Here is a 19437-nt window from a genome sequence, read left to right as displayed (position 1 = left end):
ACGCACCAGCATTAAAAAATCAATCGTCCCAACTCACGCCGAGTTCTTTTAAAACCCGTCGAGCTTCTGCTTCTTCCGGATCGGATGTGTTCTGCGCGCCGCCGTCATCGTCAACGGTCAATCCACCGGTGGCCAGACGCTTGCCGCCAGCAATTACATGGTTCTTCAATCGAGCGGCCACAAACGGCAGCAGTACCTGTGCGGCGCGGAACTGCAGATCAGTGCACACCACGCTCCCGGCCATAACGGCGGCAATAAAGAGCGCCGGATTTTTTGGGAGTTCTTCGGCAACCGTAATAGCCGGCGTCACTTTCTCCCGGGTGGTGCGTGGCTTTTTTGTGCCTCCAGACTGCTTATCGATCTGATTTTTAGCCAACGTGGCTGTCTTTCCTGTCAATGCAGCTACCCGCGCGAGCACATCCGGATTTCTTGCCATCTGAGGCCCTTTTATCGCCGCGGTGGAAGTGCTGTACCCTGCTGCGATAGCTGCATCTACCGCTGACGCACCCTTTGCCAGCGCCTGGCATAACAGTTCACGTTTTTGATGAGCGGTAGCCATTTAAAACCTCGTTATTGCACTAAAAACACGGTGAAACTTTGGGCCAAGATTCGCGAAAATAACTCGCGCTGAGGGTGAGGGTGGTTTCTGGAGTTTGATCCGCTTGAGTTCACCACCACCCCCGGCCCCTCTGGGCATCAAGCCGAGGGGTATCCAGCCGCATCCATCAGACGCCGCAGCGCCTGCCACAGCACGTCTCGCGACGTCGTTGCAGGCAGTCTCATCAGCGCCGGCAGCAGTAGCCGATGTGCCTTAAGACTGGCCACACCATCACTACAGGCATCGCGCTGCATCACACGGTTGCGAAGCTCTAGTACCGCCAAGCGGCCTGTCAGCGCAAACTTGCCCTGAAATTCGGGCTGTTGAGACAACAGCGCTTCCTCGAAACGCTCAGCGCCCCATTCACGCGCCTGCACCCAACTGAAGCCTGCCGGTGTCTCAGCACGCTCCTGCAGCTCTTCGAGTGACGGCGACGCGGCCTTGATCACGACTGCTGCTCCAGTTTATCCAGCCGCTCTTCGATACGAGTGATGCGGCTACTCAGGTCGCCCAGCAATTCAAGCAGTTCGCCGTCGTCATCGATGCTCTTGGCACGTACCGCATCGGCCATGACCAAGACCAGGTCAACCATGTTGCCGTGACTCACCGGGTCGGCAGCATTACGCCCCATCGACGCCAGCAGTTGATCTCTATTGCCCATCGGTCGAACCCCTCTTGAGTACGTTAATCGCATGCCGTAATAGGAGGGCGTGCGCCTCATCCATCTCCATGCCGTGCATCCGGGATAGTGCCCAAGCATCACGGTCAGCGGCTTCTGTAAACTTATGAGCCATAATGATGGCCGTTTGGTCCGTCAGCGTAAGCGCTCGCTGGTGGGCCTGCGCCTCTGTTAACCCAGTAGCAACATAGAGCTGTTGGTAATTAGCAGTCTGCTTGCCCGCCCACAGCAGAGCTGCACGGCGAACACCACGTTCCAGCAATTCACGTTGCGCCATGTTACTCATGCCGCTGCATCCGGACGCAGGGCTGCACGCAGTGTGGCGTGTACCTGCTCGAGCGCTAACGGTGACAGAGCAGCCTGTGGCATTGAGGCATGCGCCTGTGCTTCGCCAATAAGCAATTCGTAACCGTCCGAACCATATGTCGCCTCACCAGTGGACAGACGCGCTTCCAGCACTTTTAACCCGAGATCGAAAACTTCGCGGCCAAGGGCGTGATGTGTCGGAGCAAAGCCACCAACCATGCACGCGATTTGCGCGCCAAGTTCGGACAGCTTTTCCTGCTGTGCGCGAGTGAGATTTAAATGTGGTTGTCGCATCGGTGCCTGCCTGCTTGGTGGTCAGAATCGGTTAATTCATGCGCTAACGATATGCCCGAAGGATCCTGCAGTCAATAAAAATAAGCTTGAAAATCAATAATATATAGGTCAACCCTATTATAGGTTTGACGCATTTTAGGTAGGGCTATAAATCGGAACGCCGAGGATTATCTGATTACGTAAACGCTTTGAATGAGGGATGCGCTAACGATCCACCAGCGCGAAAAGCTTGGGTCTGCCGTGGCTGGTGGCTGATTTAAATGGCCGATTACCTGTAATGCCGTTTACCAGCGACGGGAGGATACGTTGCGTACGCAGCTGTACGTTAAGTAACGCAACGTGACGCTAGAAATGGTCCAAATCCGTTCTGCATGGTCCAGTGGTTGCACGATCGCAAGGCCTTGCCGTTGCTGGATTTCTTTGATTTTGGGCCAAATCGTGCGAGATGGTCCAGCCATCCGAGCAAAAGAAAGCCCCAAGCCGCTGATTAATATATATATATTATAAAATATATATTTATAGAGGGGCCAGTTTTAGCACGACGTGGACGGCAGATCCCTATCCATGGGGGTGTCTACTGGCACGATCTGGACCATTTTCTATAAGTAGTTAATTTTAAATTAAAAAAATTCGTGCTAACTGTGGACCATTTGGCACGAAAGTGGACCATTTTATATTTCCAAATGTTTCAGCATTAACTGCGGGTAATCACCTCCATACGGATAATTGCAAAAAAAAAGCGCCACATGGGCGCTTTGGATTTTTAACGGTTGAGTCGGATAGTCTTTAGTCGGGCACCGTCCGTATCTCCGCCGATGACCCCAGCGACCACGAGTTGCCGAAGAACATCGTTGATCGCCGAAGTTGTCTGACGCGAACCGCCCGGACCTGCAGAACGAAAAGGCGATATGTTTCGCAGCCGGCGAACGGCTTCACTTGCTGGGAATGCAAAGCCAGGCTGCTTACCCAGGAAGGCCAGCACCGCGTCTTTCTCGGCGTTGTCGCCGCCCATAAGGCCCCTAGATAGTAAAAGGCGCTCTTTCACGTCCAGTAGCTTCCCCGAAAGCAGGATGCCCAGCTCGATATCATCCAGCCCGATATCAGTTGGCACATCGTCGCATGCCAGCAAGTGGCGTGCAGCATGCAGCACGGCGCTGATTTTTGTGGCCACCACTGGCGCATTTAGCGCGCTAAGCTGGATTTCCTCGCTCGAGAAGCGCTGCCCCGGCAATACCAGGGGTTCAAGTAAGTACGTAAAGTCGTCCAGCAGTTCGTTACCAGCGCCGCACACTTTCAGGGTGTGGAGACGCTTTAAACCACGTTCTGCCGGTAACCGAGCGAGAAGGCGATCCCCCATCTTTTCCCATGCTGCAGGATCGCAGTACCGGCTTTCTGCAGTTGGCCTTTTGCGGAATCCAACGTTGGTACTTTCCTCCAGCAGTTGCACCGTCCCTCTCACGGTAACGCCGGCATTGAGGACGGTATCAATGGCGCCTTCTTGCGCAAATACAGTCATGGCACCGTGGGCGTTCCCGGAGAATCCTTTGCGCGTAACGCGGCTGGAACAGACATAGCCGCCTTCAAAGCCTTGCGTCAGGAAGCTGGGCGGCTCGCCGGTTGAGCCTTCATGTTTACGGCGAAAGAGTGTGTCCAGCATCGTCTGCTCGTCTGTCTGAACGGCAAAGAACCCCTCAGTTGCTCGTAGCACGTGCTCTTCCACCGATTCGGCGGTCGCGTCGCTGACGAACGGACGGAATAACTTATCGCGCGCCGCATTAACCACTATGTCATCGTCGCTATTAATAATTTCTTCTTTCAGCGCGGCATTACGATTGATCAGTGCGCCGAATAGCGCTTCTGCGAACGCGCTGATTACCGCTGATTTCCTTGCGCCCGGAGGCTGCGCTGCGACAGCATAGAGCCCAGTGGGTAAAACGGATGCGCCTGGTCGCTTACAATTAAACGCCATCCCTGTGGCACTGGAAAGCATACTCAGTCCCACCAGCGTGGTGCTATCCAGGACAACCTGCCGGGATGACGCCACCTGCTGGATAAACGTGGCGATCGGGTGATCTTTGATGATTTCGAAGATGCTGCCGGGCTGGTGCTCAAGGGCGGCCAGCCAAATATCTTCCGCCCTTAACTCCTGCAGATACTTATTAGTATCTTTCTGTTCGGCGATTTTCTTTGCATTTTGGCGAAGTTTGATGCTTTTAACTGCGTCTGAAATGTCATGAACGTTGCAATCGGCGCGTTCATCTTTTAAACTATTCTGTAAAGCGTGAGGGTTTTTCATCGTTAAATACTCATGTTTTTTGTTCTGTGAAAGCTTCGCAATTGCGCCGCGAAGAATTAGAAAAGCCCCGACTGTTTGCCGCAGTTCGGGGCTTTCGCGTTTTTGATATCTCATCTGCTTGCCGCCGTCTGCGCCTGCAGCTCGGCGATCTTGGCCACCAGCTCATCCTCTCTGAATTTAATACGGCCGCCGACCTTAATAGGTGCGGGGAAGCATGCCGGCGAACTGTAGAACTGCCAGCGACTGCAGCTCAAAGCCCGGCAGGCTTCTGCCAGGCTTACTAACTTTGGTAGTGCCATATCCTGATACCTCTCTGTAGGAAACTGTCGTAACAAAATACACGACTACATAGCCAGGGATCAATATAAATTATTGATAAATATAAGGTTGACCTATATTTCCAGTTGTATGTGTAGACACTACTCTTGGATGAAAAAGTGATACCAATCAAACTTCATGCATCGATAAAAAATGCATATTGATCAGTTGATTGTAAAAGAGAATATTGAGTTACCTGCCGCATGTTGCGCCAGGATAAGGAGATACCTCATGGGATATTACGTAATCAAAAAAGGCCAACCGTCGCTGTTTGACCAGAAATATTACTTCGTTCTAAAAGCGGATAATCATGAAGTGATTGCAACCAGCGAGATGTATTCATCAAAACAAGCCGCTCAAAACGGCATTGCATCCGTACAAAAGAATGGTAGTTCCACAGTTATTCGAGATGAAACTTGATTAAAATTATCTAAGGGCTAATTTTAGCCCTTTTTAATCTATTGGTCAGGGCATTAAATGTCCTGCAAAGCAGCATATTTGTCAGGGCTGCGCGTTCTGGTAGAGATCCCAGCGATTACCGTAAATGTCCTCAAACACCACGACCATTCCGTATTCCTCCTCGCGCGGCTCCTGGCAGAAGTGGACGCCTTTTTCTTTCATGGCGTTGTAATCGCGCCAGAAGTCGTCGGTTTGCAGGAACAGAAATACCCGCCCGCCGCACTGATTCCCGACAAAGCCCTCCTGCCGCTCGTTTGAAGCGCGGGCCAGGAGAAGATTACAGTCGCTCTCCGGGTTCGGCGTCACCACAACCCAGCGCTTACCCGGCTGCGGCGTGTCCTCAACCAGAGTAAAGCCCAGCTTATCGGTGTAGTACTCAATCGCGCGGTCGTAGTCGTCGACCACGATCGCCACGTATCCCATGCATCGCTTTTGCGTTCTCATTTCTGCTCCGTCAGGTTTCAGGCACAACAGCCCGGACACTCTCTTTTAACATAGAAGAGCTTCCCTGCAATCTCCTGGCACTATTTTATAACTCAAGGTCATTTCTTCGGTGAGCTATACTATTGTTTTGATATACCACTCTTAGATGTTCTCTCGAATCTATACGGCATATTTTTGACTTGTGGAAAATCAACTTTTCAATATATTCCTGCCGCTACTCCGTGGCATTTTTAATGAACTGAGCAAGTTGATCTTCACGGAAGCGAATTGATTTTCCGAACTTCAGAGGTTTTGGAAAACCTGGGATATGACGCAGTGTTTTATAATAAACATCGCGTGTAACAGAAAGACGTGCAACGACGTCAGGTAAAGATAAAAGGGTTGGCGTTGACATAGTTATGTATTCCTCGGTATTGGATGGGGATACAATAACGAATGATAAAAATCATGTAAATGCATGTTTTTTATAGTAAATTAGGGTTGACCTATATTAATAAGTCAACCATATTTAAAAAATCAAATAATATCAGATGTTAATTTTACATTATTAGCAGATTGCAAAATTAAGCTTTAGCCATTAAAGATTAGTGTCAACCCAATTTTGCCATTCATCCCAACCCGTGCGCACTCTCTGTTTAAATGCTTCCGGCTGATAAATTGAGAATGATTTACTTGTACCGACAGGTGCATGCCCAATCATCAAATCAGCTATGAAGGGATCAACAGCCTGCCCTGCAAAATGTGCGAAACTTCTGCGTAAGTCATGACAAGTAAAGTTATTTTCTAGGACGGGTCTGTAACGTTCACAACGCTGTGAGACGGTGGCGGCACCCACAGACCCGAAAACAAGTTCACCTTCAATTTGCCGCCACCGATTCCTCTCAAGTATTTTTTTAAGTTGGGTCGTCAAAGGTATTGCACGTTCAACCTTTGTTTTAGTTCGTTCAGCCGGTAACGTCCAAACGCCGTCCTTTATTTCACTAAAACGGCATCCGATAGCCTCAGATTTCCTGGCCCCGGTAAGCATTGTCCAAGCAATAATCTGATCGACAGGATCCCAGCTGTCAGAGCAAATTCGCCATAATTCCTTAAACTGACTTTTTTCAAGAATATTAAAACGTTTTGGGCTGATTACGCTCTGCGCCTTCTTCCGACCGAAGATCACCCCCGCAGTCGGGAGGATAATTGGCTGAATACCATAATGAACATTCGCATAAGCCATCATTGCCTTCACTGTTTGCAAATACCGAACTGTACTCACAGTTATGCCCATTTGTTTAGCGTGGTGAACTACCATAGGTTGTTTGAGACTAGTGAGAGATGCTTTACCGATTGCAGAGTTTGATACATGAACACGCCAAATTGATTTCAACGTCTTTTTTGTGCTTTCCGCAACATCGTGTTGATTAACGAATTCAATGAACAGAGCGTCCATAGATTTCGGTAAATCAGGAGCATTGTCCGGCACGAATCCAGCGTTGATACGTTGCCACATCCCCGTAGCCCAGGATCTAGCATCTTCGAGAGAATAGCGAGGGAAAGTGCCTAGAGTTAAGTCGCTGCCGTTAGAAATGAAGCGCCAACTTTTCGATAGTGCACCGGAACTTGTGACTCTGCAGACAAGGTAAAGGCCCTTTAGACCTTGATTACTTACGCGGGATTTTTTGAACTTTTTACCATCATCTGGTTTGAATTTTAATGCATCAGTTTTGGAGTTTATCATGGCTTAACGTGTACCCTTTTACCCGATCCTGTACCCAAAGCAGGTACATACAGGTGCTTATTAAGATACGTAGATAAATACACGAAACCCAGGCGCGACGCCACCTAGTGGCTTTATACAATGCGAGTAAATACTAATCAATACGGAGAAAAATTGTTTGGCGTGAATAACCGTCACGGGCGGCGAGAACGCCGCCCCTACGTTTTTTTGTAGGGGAGCCGTTTTCGGCTCCCTTTTTATTACAGTGGATCCACCTTCAGACAGGAGACCGCATGGCGGAAACTGCCTTCCAGTAATGGCCGGGTTTTCGCGCACTCGGGTCCGGCAATCGGACAGCGGGTACGGAATACGCAACCGGATGGCGGATTAATCGGCGAAGGCAACTCCCCCTCCAGCAGCTGAATCACTTTCTGCTTTTCCAGATCGGGATCGGGAATCGGCACTGCCGACATCAGCGCTTTGGTATAAGGGTGCTGTGGATTGCTGTAGACATTGTCATAGGTGCCCAGTTCTACCGCATGACCCAGATACATCACCAGTACACGATCCGAGATATGCTTGACCACCGCCAGGTCGTGGGCGATAAAGATCAGTGACAGCCCCATTTCCCGCTGCAGTTTCTGCAACAGATTGACCACCTGCGCCTGAATCGACACATCCAGCGCGGAGACCGGTTCATCACAGATAATCAGCTTCGGCTCAAGGATCAGCGCACGTGCAATACCAATACGCTGACACTGACCGCCGGAGAACTCGTGCGGATAACGGTTAATCAGGTTCGGCAACAAACCGACCTTTAGCATCATCGCTTTAACTTTATCTTTGACTTCCTGACGCGCCATTTTCGGATGGTAGGTGCGCAGCGGCTCGGCAATAATTTCACCGATCGTCATACGTGGGTTCAGCGAGGCCAGTGGATCCTGGAAAATCATCTGGATATCGCTGCGCGCTTTGCGCCACTCTTCCGCGCTCTGCCCCAGCAAATCGCGGCCTAACCAGGCCACGCGCCCTTCAGTGGCTTTTACCAGGCCGATAATCGCGCGCGCCAGCGTCGACTTACCGCAGCCGGATTCACCTACCACGCCGAGGGTTTCCCCCTCATACAGTCGCAGGCTGACGCCATCAACCGCTTTCAGGGTTTTCGGCGGCTGCCAGAACCACTGCTTGCCATCTTTAATCTCGAAATGCACCTTAAGATCGGCGATCTCCAGCAGCACTTTTTTCTCAGCGACCACGCTCATACTAACTCCTCCACCGGCTTAAAGCAGGCACGTAACCGCCCCTGACCAAAGGCTTCCAGCGGCGGTGCGCTGGAACAGATATCCATTGCGTGCGGACAACGCGGCTGGAACGGACAGCCCTGTGGCAAACGCAGCAGGTTCGGAGGATTTCCCGGAATGGTGGTCAGCGTCTCGGTAGCAAGCGCATCCAGACGCGGCACCGCATTCAGCAGACCGATGGAGTACGGATGGGCCGGTTGATAGAACACATCGCGCGCCTGACCATACTCCATGGTACGACCAGCATACATCACCAGCACCTTATTACAGATACCGGCCACTACGCCAAGATCGTGGGTGATCATAATAATCGCGGTATTAAACTCGCGCTTCAGCTCATTCAGCAGGGTCATAATCTGTGCCTGAACCGTCACATCCAGCGCGGTCGTCGGTTCATCAGCAATCAGCAGTTTCGGACGGCACAATAGCGCCATGGCGATCATTACGCGCTGACGCATGCCACCGGAAAACTCATGGGGATACATCTTCATCCGTTTGCGCGCTTCCGGCATCTTCACCGCGTCAAGCATACGCACCGACTCTTCAAACGCCTGGCTGCTGCTCATCCCTTTATGCAGCTGCAATACTTCCATCAGTTGCTCGCCCACTTTCATATAGGGATTTAGCGAGGTCATCGGATCCTGAAAAATCATCGCAATCTGCTCGGCACGCAGTTTATTAAGCTGCTTCTCCGGCAGATTAAGGATCTCTTTACCATTAAACAGCGCCGAACCGCCAATGCGGCCATTGCTGGCCAGCAACCCCATCAGGGCAAAGGCAGTCTGCGATTTTCCGGAACCGGACTCGCCCACAATCCCCAGCGTTTCACCGGCGCTAAGGCTGAAGTTAAGATCGTTCACCGCTGTGACATCACCATCTGGCGTCCCAAAAGTGACGCGCAGATCTTTGACATCCAGTAGTGCTGCGCTTCCCGCAGTGGTCGCCATTGCTGGCTGTGTTTCAATAATACTCATCGGGAAACTCCTTAACGATCTTTCGGGTCGAGGGCGTCACGCAAACCATCGCCAATAAAGTTAAAACAGAACAACGTCACAACCAGAAAGCCCGCAGGAAACAGCAACAGCCAGGGTGACACTTCCATCGAGTTGGCGCCGTCGCTCAGCAACGCGCCCCAGCTGCTCAGAGGCTCCTGAGTGCCGAGACCGAGGAAGCTAAGAAAGGATTCAAACAGGATCATGCTGGGAACCAGCAGCGAGGCGTACACCACCACCACACCCAGAACATTGGGCACGATATGGCGTACCACGATATTAAAGGTAGAGACACCACCAACCTGTGCCGCTTCGATAAACTCTTTGCGCTTCAGGCTCAGGGTCTGGCCACGCACAATACGCGCCATATCCAGCCAGGAAACCATGCCGATAGCGACAAAGATCAGCAGGATATTCTGACCAAAAAAGGTCACCAGCAGAATCACAAAGAACATAAACGGGAAGGAGTTAAGGATTTCCAGCAGACGCATCATCACCGAGTCGGTTTTACCGCCAAGATAACCGGCCAGCGAGCCATAAAGCGTGCCGACCAGCACCGCCACCAGCGCGGCGGCGATACCGACCATCAGCGAGATACGTCCACCAATGGCGACGCGCACCAGCAGATCGCGGCCTGATGAGTCGGTACCAAAATAGTGACCTGAGGTCATATCCGGTGTCGCTGACATCATTGCCCAGTCGGTATCATCGTAGGTGAACGATGACAAGATCGGCGCCAGGATGACAAACAGCGCGATTAACAGCAACACAAACAGGCTGGTTAATGCGGCGCGGTTATGAATAAAACGACGGCGTGCATCCTGCCATAAACTGCGCCCTTCCACTTCCAGCTTTTCACTGAATGTATCAAGAGCTTCGCTATTTTTCTTACTTACAAACATGGCGAGCCCCGTAATCAATAACGAATTTTTGGATCGATAACGGCATACAGCACGTCAACGATCGCATTAAACAGAATGGTTAACGCACCGACCAGAATGGTCAGACTTAACACCAGCGAGTAGTCGCGGTTCAGCGCGCCGTTAACAAACAGCTGGCCAATACCCGGCAGACCATAAATCGTTTCGATCACCATTGAACCGGTAATAATGCCGACAAACGCCGGACCAAGATAAGAGAGAACCGGCAGCAGCGCGGGTTTCAGCGCATGGCGCAGCACGATGCGGTGCATCGGCAGTCCTTTGGCGCGCGCGGTGCGGATAAAGTTGGAGTGCAGCACTTCAATCATCGAACCACGGGTAATACGCGCGATACTGGCAATATAGGCCAGTGACAGCGCCACCATCGGCAGGATCATAAATTTCAATGCCCCGCCGTTCCAGCCACCGCCCGGCAGCCACTTCAGCATAATGGCGAACACCATCACCAGCAGCGGCGCGACGACAAAACTGGGGATCACCACTCCGGTCATGGCGATGCCCATCACCGTATAGTCCCATTTGGTATTCTGATTCAGCGCAGCGATGACCCCGGCGCTGACACCCAGCACCAGCGCAAAAATAAACGCAGCGGCACCAAGTTTGGCGGAAACCGGGAATGAACCGGCGACCAAATCGTTAACGGAATAGTCTTTGTATTTAAACGACGGACCGAAGTCACCATGCGCCAGTTGCTTCAGATAGCTGAAATATTGCGTCATGATTGGATCGTTTAAGTGATATTTGGCTTCAATATTGGCCATCACTTCTGGTGCCAGCGTGCGCTCACCGGTGAAAGGACTGCCCGGTGCTAAACGCATCATAAAGAAGGAAATCGTGATAAGAATAAATAACGTCGGAATCGCTTCCAGACAACGACGTAATATGAACTTTAACATTGCCCGTACCTACCTGGCTGTTACTACAGTATCAACGCAGTGACCGTAAAGTCCGGTCACTGTAAGCTATTCCACTGATAAATCAGGAAATATAATTAAATATGGGCGGACAAGCCGCCCCAAAAAAAATTAATGTTTAATGATGTACAGATTTTTGTCGTAGACGTTATCCTGCGGATCTTTGCCGGTATAACCGCCCACGTACTGTTTCACCAGACGGGCATTAACGTAGTAATAGACCGGTACAATCACCGAGTCTTTATCGAGGATCTTCTCAGCTTCGGCGTAGAGTTCACTGCGTTTCTCTTCGTCCGGCGCCTGCAATGCAGCGGCGATCGCTTTGTCGTAATCCGCGCTCTTATAGTGTGAGGTGTTGTTGCTGCTGTCAGACAGCATAGTGTTCAGGAAGGTGGTCGGTTCGTTATAGTCAGGTCGGTTCGTTATAGTCAGCACACCAGCCAGCACGTGCCACATCAAAGGTGCCCTGATGACGGGTATCGAGGAAGGTTTTCCATTCCTGGTTCTGCAACTTAACGTTCACCCCGAGGTTTTTCTTCCAGATAGAAGCCGCGGCGATCGCCAGTTTTTTATGCAGATCGGAAGTGTTATACAGCAGATCAAAGGTCAGCGGTTTGTCGGCGGTAAAGCCGGCTGCTGCCAGCAGTTTCTTCGCTTCTTCGTTACGTTTTTCCTGTGACCAGCTAAACCACTCTGGTGGCGTCAGCTTGATGCCATCGGTATACGGCGGGGTGTAGCTGTAGGCCGGCAGATCGCCCTGGTTTTTCACCTTGTTGACGATAATGTCACGATCGATACCCAGTTTCAGCGCCGCACGTACACGTGGATCGTTAAACGGTGGTTTCTGGTTGTTAATTTCGTAGTAGTAGGTGCAGAGATACGGGTCAACGTGTACCTCTTTCGGGATCTCTTTTTTCAGCTTCTGGAACAGTTCGATCGGCATATTGTTATAGGTCATATCGCTGCCGCCGCTGCGATAGCGGTTAACGTCGGTCACTTCAGAAGAGATTGGCAGGAAGGTCACTTTGTCCAGTTTGGTCGCAGCGTTATCCCAGTAATCAGGGTTACGCTCCAGCACGATACGTTCGTTAACCACCCACTCTTTCAGTTTAAATGCGCCGTTACCGACCCAGTTTTCCGGCTGCGTCCACTTCTCACCAAATTTATCAACCGCAGGTTTATACACTGGCGACATTGACGGGTGAATCAGCAGCTTGAAGAAGTAAGGCACTGGCTCAGACAGCGTCACTTCAAGGGTATTGGCATCAATCGCTTTCACACCCAGCTCGGTGGGTTTTTTCTTACCGGCGATAATGTCATCGATATTGGCCAGATGACCATACTGCAGATAGCTGGCATAAGGCGATGCGGTATTCGGATCGGCCAGACGCTGCCAGCTATAGACGAAATCTTGCGCGGTCACCGGCTCGCCGTTTGACCATTTGGCATTTTTACGCAGGTGGAATGTCCACACCTTGCTGTCTTTATTGTCCCAGCTTTCAGCCACGCCAGGGATTGGATGGCCCTGCTCATCACTGATAATCAAACCTTCAAGCAGATCGCGGCTGACGTTGGATTCCGGCACACCTTCAATTTTGTGCGGATCGAGTGATTGCAGTTCTGCGCCGTTGCCTTTAACCAGCTCTTGTTTAGCGGCTAATTCAACGCCTGCCGGCAAGGTTGCCGCCAGCGCGCCATTGGCGCTCAACGCTGCCATCACCCCAAGGGCGATCAGGCTTTTTTTCGTGATGTTGGTCATACTCTGAATACTCCAGTTATTATCATTGCTGATGCAGTGCGCTTTCAGCGATCCCCCGTTACCCGGGTAAACCACTAAGGAGCCTGGAACGGCAAACTCCTCAGCAGCGTTGTGTTGATTCCTGACGGGATCAACCATCGTTCGCTGCGCCCGGGCTGTATCGCCCGGTGCGCGGCAAATTAATGTTTCGTGATGTAGTAATACTGTAAGTCAGTCAGATCCTGCGGATCGCGACCGGTATAGCCGCCCACCCAGGGTTTCACCAGACGCACACTGACGCGGTAGTAAACCGGGATAATCGCCGAGTCACGATCCAGCTGGCTCTCAGCGCGCTGATACAGCGAGCTACGTGTCTTATCGTCAGGCGCGCTCAACGACTGCGCCATCAGGTCATCAAAGGATTTGCTTTTATAAAATGCGGTATTGGTCGATGAATCACTCAGCAGCATATTGAGGAAGGTTGACGGCTCGTTGTAGTCCGAGCACCAGGTGGCGCGCACCACGTCATACTGCGCGTTATGCCTGGTTGCCAGCAACGTTTTCCACTCCTGGTTTTGCAGGGTTACATCGGCGCCGAGATTCTTGTTCCACATCGAAGCCGCTGCAATCGCCTGCTTTTTATTCTGATCGGAAGTGTTATACAGCAGGGTAAATTTCAGCGGTTTGCTGGCGCTGTAGCCAGCCTGTTCCAGCAGCGTTTTCGCCTGGGCGTTACGCTGCGCCTGCGTCAGGGTAAACCACTCCGGCGGCGAGAAGCGCGCACCTGCGGTGAAAGGCGGCGTCAGGCCATAAGCCGGGATCTGTCCCTGCCCCATTATTTTGTCGGCGATAATTTCACGATCGAGCGTTAATTTCAGCGCGGTACGCACGCGCGCATCGGTGAAAGGTGCACGCTGGTTATTAATTTCGTAATAGAAGGTGCAGAGATAAGGACTGACGTGCAGCTGCTCACCCAGTTCTTTTTTCAGCATCGGATAGAGCTCTGGCGGAATCGCACTGTTGGTGATATCGATTTCCCCGCTGCGGAAGCGATTAACATCGCTGGTTTCCGAAGCAATCGGTAAAAAGGTGCCCTGCTCAATCACGGTCTGGCGGTTATTCCAGTAAGTGGGATTGCGCTTCAGCACAATCTTCTCATTCACTACCCAGCTGGCAAGGTTGTAAGCGCCGTTGCCGACAAAGTGCTCAGGACGGGTCCACCGATCGCCAAAGGTTTCTATCGCGTGGCGATTGACCGGTTTCATTGCGGTATGCGCCAGCATCGCCAGCAGATAAGGCACAGGCTGACTGAGCGTCACCTGCAAGCGGTGATCATCAAGCGCTTTGACGCCCAGCGCGGTGGCGGGTTTTTTACCACTGATAATCTCATCGACATTGGCGATATGCGCATACTGCACATAGCTGGCATAGGGTGAAGCGGTTTTCGGGTCAACCAGACGTTGCCAGCTATAAACAAAATCCTGCGCCGTGACCGGCTCTCCGTTGCTCCAGCGGGCATCTTTACGCAACCAGAAGGTCCAGACTTTGCCCTCGCTGTTTTCCCAGCGCGCGGCGACGCCCGGCACCAGCTGACCATAATTGTCACTGGATACCAGCCCTTCCAGCAAATTAAGTAACACATTGCTTTCCGGCACACCTTCCGTTTTATGCGGATCCAGTGATGCCACTTCGCTGCCATTATTAATCACAATCGCTTGTTCGGGCGCCAGCTCCGTCCCCGGAGGAACGGTGGCGCCGGTTGCGGAAGCTGTCAGACCCGATAACAGGATAAATAGCGGCGCGTTAGTCAATTTCATAAAACTGTTACTTATCCTTATTGGTGGATCTGCATGCCACTTGCGCTGCGTGCTAAGCAGTAGTGCAAACGTAATGAGAATGAATCCTGATTATCTGGCGCAAGCCTGAATCAGAAGGAAACTTACCGCATTAATAATTAGCTATTAAGTTATAAGCAAAATTCATTCTCATTTTGCAAACAGGGCCGTTTTTTTTCACATTGCGTCGGAAATTAGCAGAAGGCGGTATGATGCGCCAAAGCAAAATAGTGAAAATGTTAACTAATTCTCTTTTATCACGTTAACAATCAGCACAAAAGTGTTATTTATTAACCAAAAATAAGCCATAAAACATTATAGATCAGCACGTTACAACTGAAATCCGCTTTTTAAATGTTGATAAAATAATTTACTTGCGCACAAAATGCACAAACAATCAGAAATTATGACCAGTTCAGCACAATATGCTGGATTAAAGCGACAATTATTCGCAACAAAACCAGCAAATATCATTTCATCGCCAGACAATTGTGTGAGAAAAGTAACAGCCAGCAGGCTGTGTTCGGTAATCGGCTCAGATGGTAGAAATTAACCTTATCTCAGCTTTCATTGAATAAGAGAAATGAATAATTGCACTATGCTTGTGCATTATTTTCACAAGATGCACTGTTATGAGGCACAAACAGAGCGATGGATAAAAAATAAGCGCATATTGTGCGCTTATTTTTGCAGATAGCAGGGAGAAAAAGATTAGCTGACTAAGCCAGGGAACAGCGCTTTGATACCGGTAACAACAAATTCAATTCCCAGAGCCATCAGCAATAATCCCATAATACGGGTTATCACATTAATTCCGGTCTGGCCTAACAGACGCACCATTAATGGCGCGGCACGAAACAGCAGCCAGCAACAGGCAGCAAATAGCGCAATCGCCAGGCTGAAGCCAAGCAAATTTTGCCAGTTGTGATAGCGGGTGCTCCAGACGATGGTCGAACTGATCGCACCCGGCCCGGCCATAAGCGGCAGCGCCAGGGGTACCACGCCAATACTCTCGCGGATAGCGGTTTCCGATTTCTCCTGCTTGTTCTGCTTATCCTCACCCAGCTTGCCGCTGATCATCGACATCGCAATAGTCACCACCAGAATGCCACCGGCAATGCGGAACGAGTCAATGGAGATACCAAATATATGCAGGATGGCATCGCCGAGAAACAATGAGGTCCACAAAATAATCGCCACCGCCAGATTGGCAGTCAGATTGGTTTTATTACGTTCAGCTACCGGCTGATAGCTGGTCATGCTGATAAACACCGGAATAATCCCCACGGGATTGACCAGCGCAAACAGCCCGACAAAAAATTTAATATAGCCGGATAAATCAAGAATTGCGGGGTTCACTCAGCGCTCCAGACCTGAGCCAATTTCAGCCGCCTAATCTAATGGAAAAGTGTGGTGGATTCCAGCGAACAGCGCAGCATAACAGTCTCGATTTAAACCAAAAGCCAGCATAACGCACCAGTATTCAGCATTCTGAGCAGTTGCATGATTTGGCGGAAGGTTGAGCTGACTGGGAAAGATTAAATTCTTTGCGCCTGATCAAACTTTAATCAGTGCTGAATGGAGTCAGCTTGCATAAATCTTGATGCAGATCATGAAATCCTGCCCACCACAGGGGTAAGCTCAGTGACATTAAGAAAGTAAAGTAAGCAAGTGCCAGAAGCGTAACATCAGACAGCAGAAGCAGCAAAACTCTTTTAGTAAATGAACATGATTTACAAGGGTATTTTGGCAAACTGACTTCGTAATCCCACGACAGTTTGCCGCCCTCTGACTATACTCCGTAGTCGAAGTTTGTTTACTAAAAAAGTTTAACTTCCATCAGGAGATGCATTATGGCCGTTACCAATATCGCTGAACTTAACGCACTGGTAGAACGCGTTAAAAAAGCCCAGCGTGAATACGCCAACTTCACTCAAGAACAAGTAGACAAAATCTTCCGCGCTGCCGCTCTGGCGGCTGCCGATGCCCGAATCCCGCTGGCCAAAATGGCTGTCGCGGAATCCGGCATGGGTATTGTGGAAGATAAAGTAATCAAAAACCACTTCGCATCTGAATATATTTACAACGCTTATAAAGACGAAAAAACCTGTGGCATCCTCGAAACCGATGAAACCTACGGCACCATTACCATCGCCGAACCCACTGGTATTATCTGCGGGATTGTCCCGACCACCAACCCAACGTCAACCGCGATTTTTAAAGCTTTAATCAGCCTGAAAACCCGTAACGGCATTATTTTCTCGCCACATCCACGGGCGAAAGACGCTACCAATAAAGCCGCCGATATTGTATTGCAGGCGGCGATTGCCGCCGGTGCGCCAAAAGATATTATCGGCTGGATTGATGTCCCGTCAGTCGAACTCTCTAACCAGCTGATGCATCACCCGGATATCAACCTGATCCTTGCGACCGGTGGTCCGGGCATGGTTAAAGCCGCCTACAGTTCCGGCAAACCTGCAATTGGCGTTGGCGCCGGTAATACGCCGGTGGTTATTGATGAAACCGCCGATATCAAACGTGCCGTCGCTTCTATCCTGATGTCAAAAACCTTCGATAACGGCGTGATCTGCGCCTCTGAACAATCCGTTATCGTAGTGGATTCCGTCTATGAAGCAGTACGTGAGCGCTTTGCCAGCCACGGCGCCTATATGTTGCAGGGCAAAGAGCTGAAAGCAGTGCAGGATATCCTGCTGAAGAACGGTGCGCTGAATGCCGCCATCGTCGGTCAGGCAGCGGTGAAAATTGCCGAAATCGCCGGTATTACGGTACCGGCGCATACCAAAATTCTGATCGGTGAAGTGAAACTGGTTGATGAGTCCGAGCCTTTTGCGCACGAAAAACTCTCCCCTACCCTTGCCATGTACCGCGCCAAAGATTTTGCAGATGCCATCAGCAAGGCGGAAAAACTGGTCGCCATGGGCGGCATCGGTCACACCTCCTGTCTGTATACCGACCAGGATAACGAGCGTGAACGCGTCAACTTCTTTGGCGACAAGATGAAAACCGCACGTATCCTGATCAATACCCCGGCTTCACAGGGGGGTATCGGCGATCTGTATAACTTTAAACTGGCGCCGTCGCTGACGCTGGGTTGCGGCTCCTGGGGCGGTAACTCCATTTCTGAAAACGTCGGACCTAAACATCTGATCAACAAGAAAACCGTGGCCAAGCGAGCAGAGAATATGTTGTGGCATAAACTTCCGAAGTCTATTTACTTCCGTCGTGGTTCACTGCCTGTCGCCCTGCAGGAAGTGGCGACCGATGGGGCCAGACGCGCCTTTATCGTCACCGACCGTTACCTGTTTAACAACGGTTATGCCGACCAGATTATCAATGTGATGAAAGCACACGGTGTCGAAACTGAAGTGTTCTTTGAAGTGGAAGCGGATCCCACCCTCAGCGTGGTGCGTAAAGGCGCCGAGCAGATGCACTCATTTAAACCAGATGTGATTATCGCACTGGGCGGTGGCTCACCAATGGATGCGGCGAAAATCATGTGGGTGATGTATGAGCATCCGGAAACCGCCTTTGAAGAGCTGGCGCTGCGCTTTATGGATATCCGTAAACGCATCTATAAGTTCCCGAAAATGGGTGTGAAAGCGAAAATGATCGCGATTACCACCACCTCCGGTACCGGTTCTGAAGTCACCCCGTTTGCGGTGGTGACCGATGATGCCACAGGTCAGAAATATCCGCTGGCAGATTACGCGCTGACCCCGGATATGGCGATTGTCGATGCCAACCTCGTGATGAATATGCCGAAATCACTGTGCGCCTTCGGTGGTCTGGATGCGGTCACCCACTCACTGGAAGCCTACGTTTCCGTGCTGGCCAACGAGTACTCTGACGGCCAGGCGTTGCAGGCGCTGAAACTGTTGCAACACAACCTGCCAGCCAGTTACCGCGAAGGGGCGAAAAACCCGGTCGCCCGTGAACGTGTACATAATGCCGCCACCATTGCCGGTATCGCTTTTGCCAACGCCTTCCTCGGGGTCTGTCACTCCATGGCGCATAAACTGGGTTCCGAGTTCCACATTCCGCACGGCCTGGCGAACTCGCTGCTGATTTGTAACGTTATTCGCTATAACGCCAATGACAACCCGACCAAGCAGACCGCCTTCAGTCAGTATGACCGCCCACAGGCGCGCCGTCGTTATGCCGAGATCGCCGACCACTTAGGTTTAAGCGCTGCGGGTGACCGCACCGCGCAGAAAATTGAAAAGCTGCTGGCCTGGCTGGAAGAGATGAAAGCTGAACTGGGCATTCCAAAATCTATCCGCGAAGCCGGCGTGCAGGAAGCTGACTTCCTCGCAAAAGTCGACAAACTGGCTGACGATGCGTTTGATGACCAGTGTACCGGAGCAAACCCACGTTATCCGCTGATTGCTGAACTGAAACAGATTATGCTGGACAGTTTCTACGGTCGTGATTTTGTCGAACCTTTCGCGAATGTTGCAGAAGCTGTGAAAGCACAACCGGTGAAAAGTGAAAAGGTTGAGAAAAAAGTAAAAAGCTAAGCGCTGAATAAGCTGTAAAAAAACCCGCTCCGGCGGGTTTTTATCATGGATAATCACTAAGCAATTATTTCCACAGCTAAAT

General features: G+C 50.9%; 17 protein-coding genes and 1 pseudogene. 2 read left to right on the top strand and 16 right to left on the bottom strand.

Annotated features, from left to right (window positions below; genetic code table 11):
* Nucleotides 1-19: 19 nt before the first annotated feature.
* The 6 genes from N5923_RS18185 to N5923_RS18160 form a co-directional block, all read right to left on the bottom strand.
* Nucleotides 20-559, bottom strand: a complete 540-nt coding sequence (locus N5923_RS18185; RefSeq protein ID WP_267144959.1) for a hypothetical protein — start codon at nt 557-559, stop codon at nt 20-22.
* Nucleotides 560-696: 137 nt separating this feature from the next.
* On the bottom strand, nt 697-1047 hold the full coding sequence (locus N5923_RS18180) for a hypothetical protein (RefSeq protein ID WP_267144960.1): 351 nt from the start codon (nt 1045-1047) through the stop codon (nt 697-699).
* Nucleotides 1044-1259 (bottom strand): hypothetical protein, encoded by a 216-nt coding sequence (locus tag N5923_RS18175; protein ID WP_267144961.1) that lies wholly within the window; start codon nt 1257-1259, stop codon nt 1044-1046. Before N5923_RS18175 ends, N5923_RS18180 begins: the two co-directional genes overlap by 4 nt.
* Entirely contained in the window at nt 1249-1554 is a 306-nt protein-coding gene (locus tag N5923_RS18170) for a hypothetical protein (protein WP_267145256.1), read from the bottom strand. Before N5923_RS18170 ends, N5923_RS18175 begins: the two co-directional genes overlap by 11 nt.
* 5 nt (nt 1555-1559) lie before the next feature.
* Nucleotides 1560-1877: a hypothetical protein gene (locus N5923_RS18165; RefSeq protein ID WP_267144963.1), complete on the bottom strand. Its 318-nt coding sequence runs from the start codon at nt 1875-1877 to the stop codon at nt 1560-1562.
* Between the two features lie 763 nt (nt 1878-2640).
* Nucleotides 2641-4287 carry a DUF3987 domain-containing protein gene (locus tag N5923_RS18160; protein ID WP_267144964.1) on the bottom strand — a complete coding sequence of 549 codons (1647 nt, stop codon included), beginning with the start codon at nt 4285-4287 and terminating at the stop codon, nt 2641-2643.
* A 435-nt stretch (nt 4288-4722) separates the two neighbouring features.
* On the opposite strand from N5923_RS18160, the gene N5923_RS18155 reads away from it, so the two are divergent.
* Entirely contained in the window at nt 4723-4911 is a 189-nt protein-coding gene (locus N5923_RS18155; protein WP_267144965.1) for a YegP family protein, read from the top strand.
* An 81-nt stretch (nt 4912-4992) separates the two neighbouring features.
* Here N5923_RS18155 and N5923_RS18150 read toward each other — a convergent pair whose 3' ends face one another.
* From N5923_RS18150 to N5923_RS18105, 10 genes and pseudogenes are all read right to left on the bottom strand, one after another.
* Nucleotides 4993-5394, bottom strand: a complete 402-nt coding sequence (locus N5923_RS18150) for a VOC family protein (RefSeq protein ID WP_267144966.1) — start codon at nt 5392-5394, stop codon at nt 4993-4995.
* Nucleotides 5395-5608: 214 nt separating this feature from the next.
* A complete protein-coding gene (locus tag N5923_RS18145; RefSeq protein WP_176428136.1) occupies nt 5609-5788 on the bottom strand; it encodes a hypothetical protein in 180 nt (59 codons plus the stop codon).
* 183 nt (nt 5789-5971) lie between these two features.
* On the bottom strand, nt 5972-7117 hold the full coding sequence (locus N5923_RS18140; RefSeq protein ID WP_267144967.1) for a tyrosine-type recombinase/integrase: 1146 nt from the start codon (nt 7115-7117) through the stop codon (nt 5972-5974).
* Between the two features lie 239 nt (nt 7118-7356).
* The gene (oppF, locus tag N5923_RS18135; RefSeq protein WP_267144968.1) at nt 7357-8358 is read right to left on the bottom strand and encodes a murein tripeptide/oligopeptide ABC transporter ATP binding protein OppF; all 1002 of its coding nucleotides are present in this window, start codon (nt 8356-8358) and stop codon (nt 7357-7359) included.
* Nucleotides 8355-9371, bottom strand: coding sequence for an ABC transporter ATP-binding protein (gene oppD / locus N5923_RS18130; RefSeq protein WP_267144969.1), 1017 nt, complete (start codon nt 9369-9371; stop codon nt 8355-8357). The genes oppF and oppD overlap by 4 nt, the downstream gene beginning before the upstream one ends.
* Nucleotides 9372-9382: 11 nt before the next feature.
* On the bottom strand, nt 9383-10291 hold the full coding sequence (gene oppC / locus N5923_RS18125) for an oligopeptide ABC transporter permease OppC (protein ID WP_267144970.1): 909 nt from the start codon (nt 10289-10291) through the stop codon (nt 9383-9385).
* A 14-nt stretch (nt 10292-10305) separates the two neighbouring features.
* The gene (oppB, locus tag N5923_RS18120) at nt 10306-11226 is read right to left on the bottom strand and encodes an oligopeptide ABC transporter permease OppB (protein ID WP_267144971.1); all 921 of its coding nucleotides are present in this window, start codon (nt 11224-11226) and stop codon (nt 10306-10308) included.
* Between the two features lie 129 nt (nt 11227-11355).
* A pseudogene (gene oppA, locus N5923_RS18115) lies at nt 11356-13003 on the bottom strand (oligopeptide ABC transporter substrate-binding protein OppA).
* Nucleotides 13004-13182: 179 nt separating this feature from the next.
* On the bottom strand, nt 13183-14799 hold the full coding sequence (locus N5923_RS18110) for an ABC transporter substrate-binding protein (RefSeq protein WP_267144973.1): 1617 nt from the start codon (nt 14797-14799) through the stop codon (nt 13183-13185).
* Between the two features lie 729 nt (nt 14800-15528).
* On the bottom strand, nt 15529-16176 hold the full coding sequence (locus tag N5923_RS18105; RefSeq protein WP_267144974.1) for a YchE family NAAT transporter: 648 nt from the start codon (nt 16174-16176) through the stop codon (nt 15529-15531).
* A gap of 494 nt (nt 16177-16670) precedes the next feature.
* Between N5923_RS18105 and adhE the strand changes: the two genes are divergently transcribed.
* Nucleotides 16671-19355, top strand: a complete 2685-nt coding sequence (gene adhE, locus N5923_RS18100; protein WP_267144975.1) for a bifunctional acetaldehyde-CoA/alcohol dehydrogenase — start codon at nt 16671-16673, stop codon at nt 19353-19355.
* Nucleotides 19356-19437 lie beyond the last annotated feature (82 nt).

This window comes from Winslowiella arboricola (genome assembly GCF_025527015.1).
GTDB lineage: Bacteria > Pseudomonadota > Gammaproteobacteria > Enterobacterales > Enterobacteriaceae > Erwinia > Erwinia arboricola.
The sequence above is the reverse complement of the archived record's forward strand: the minus strand, read 5'-3'. Positions and strand labels throughout refer to the sequence as shown.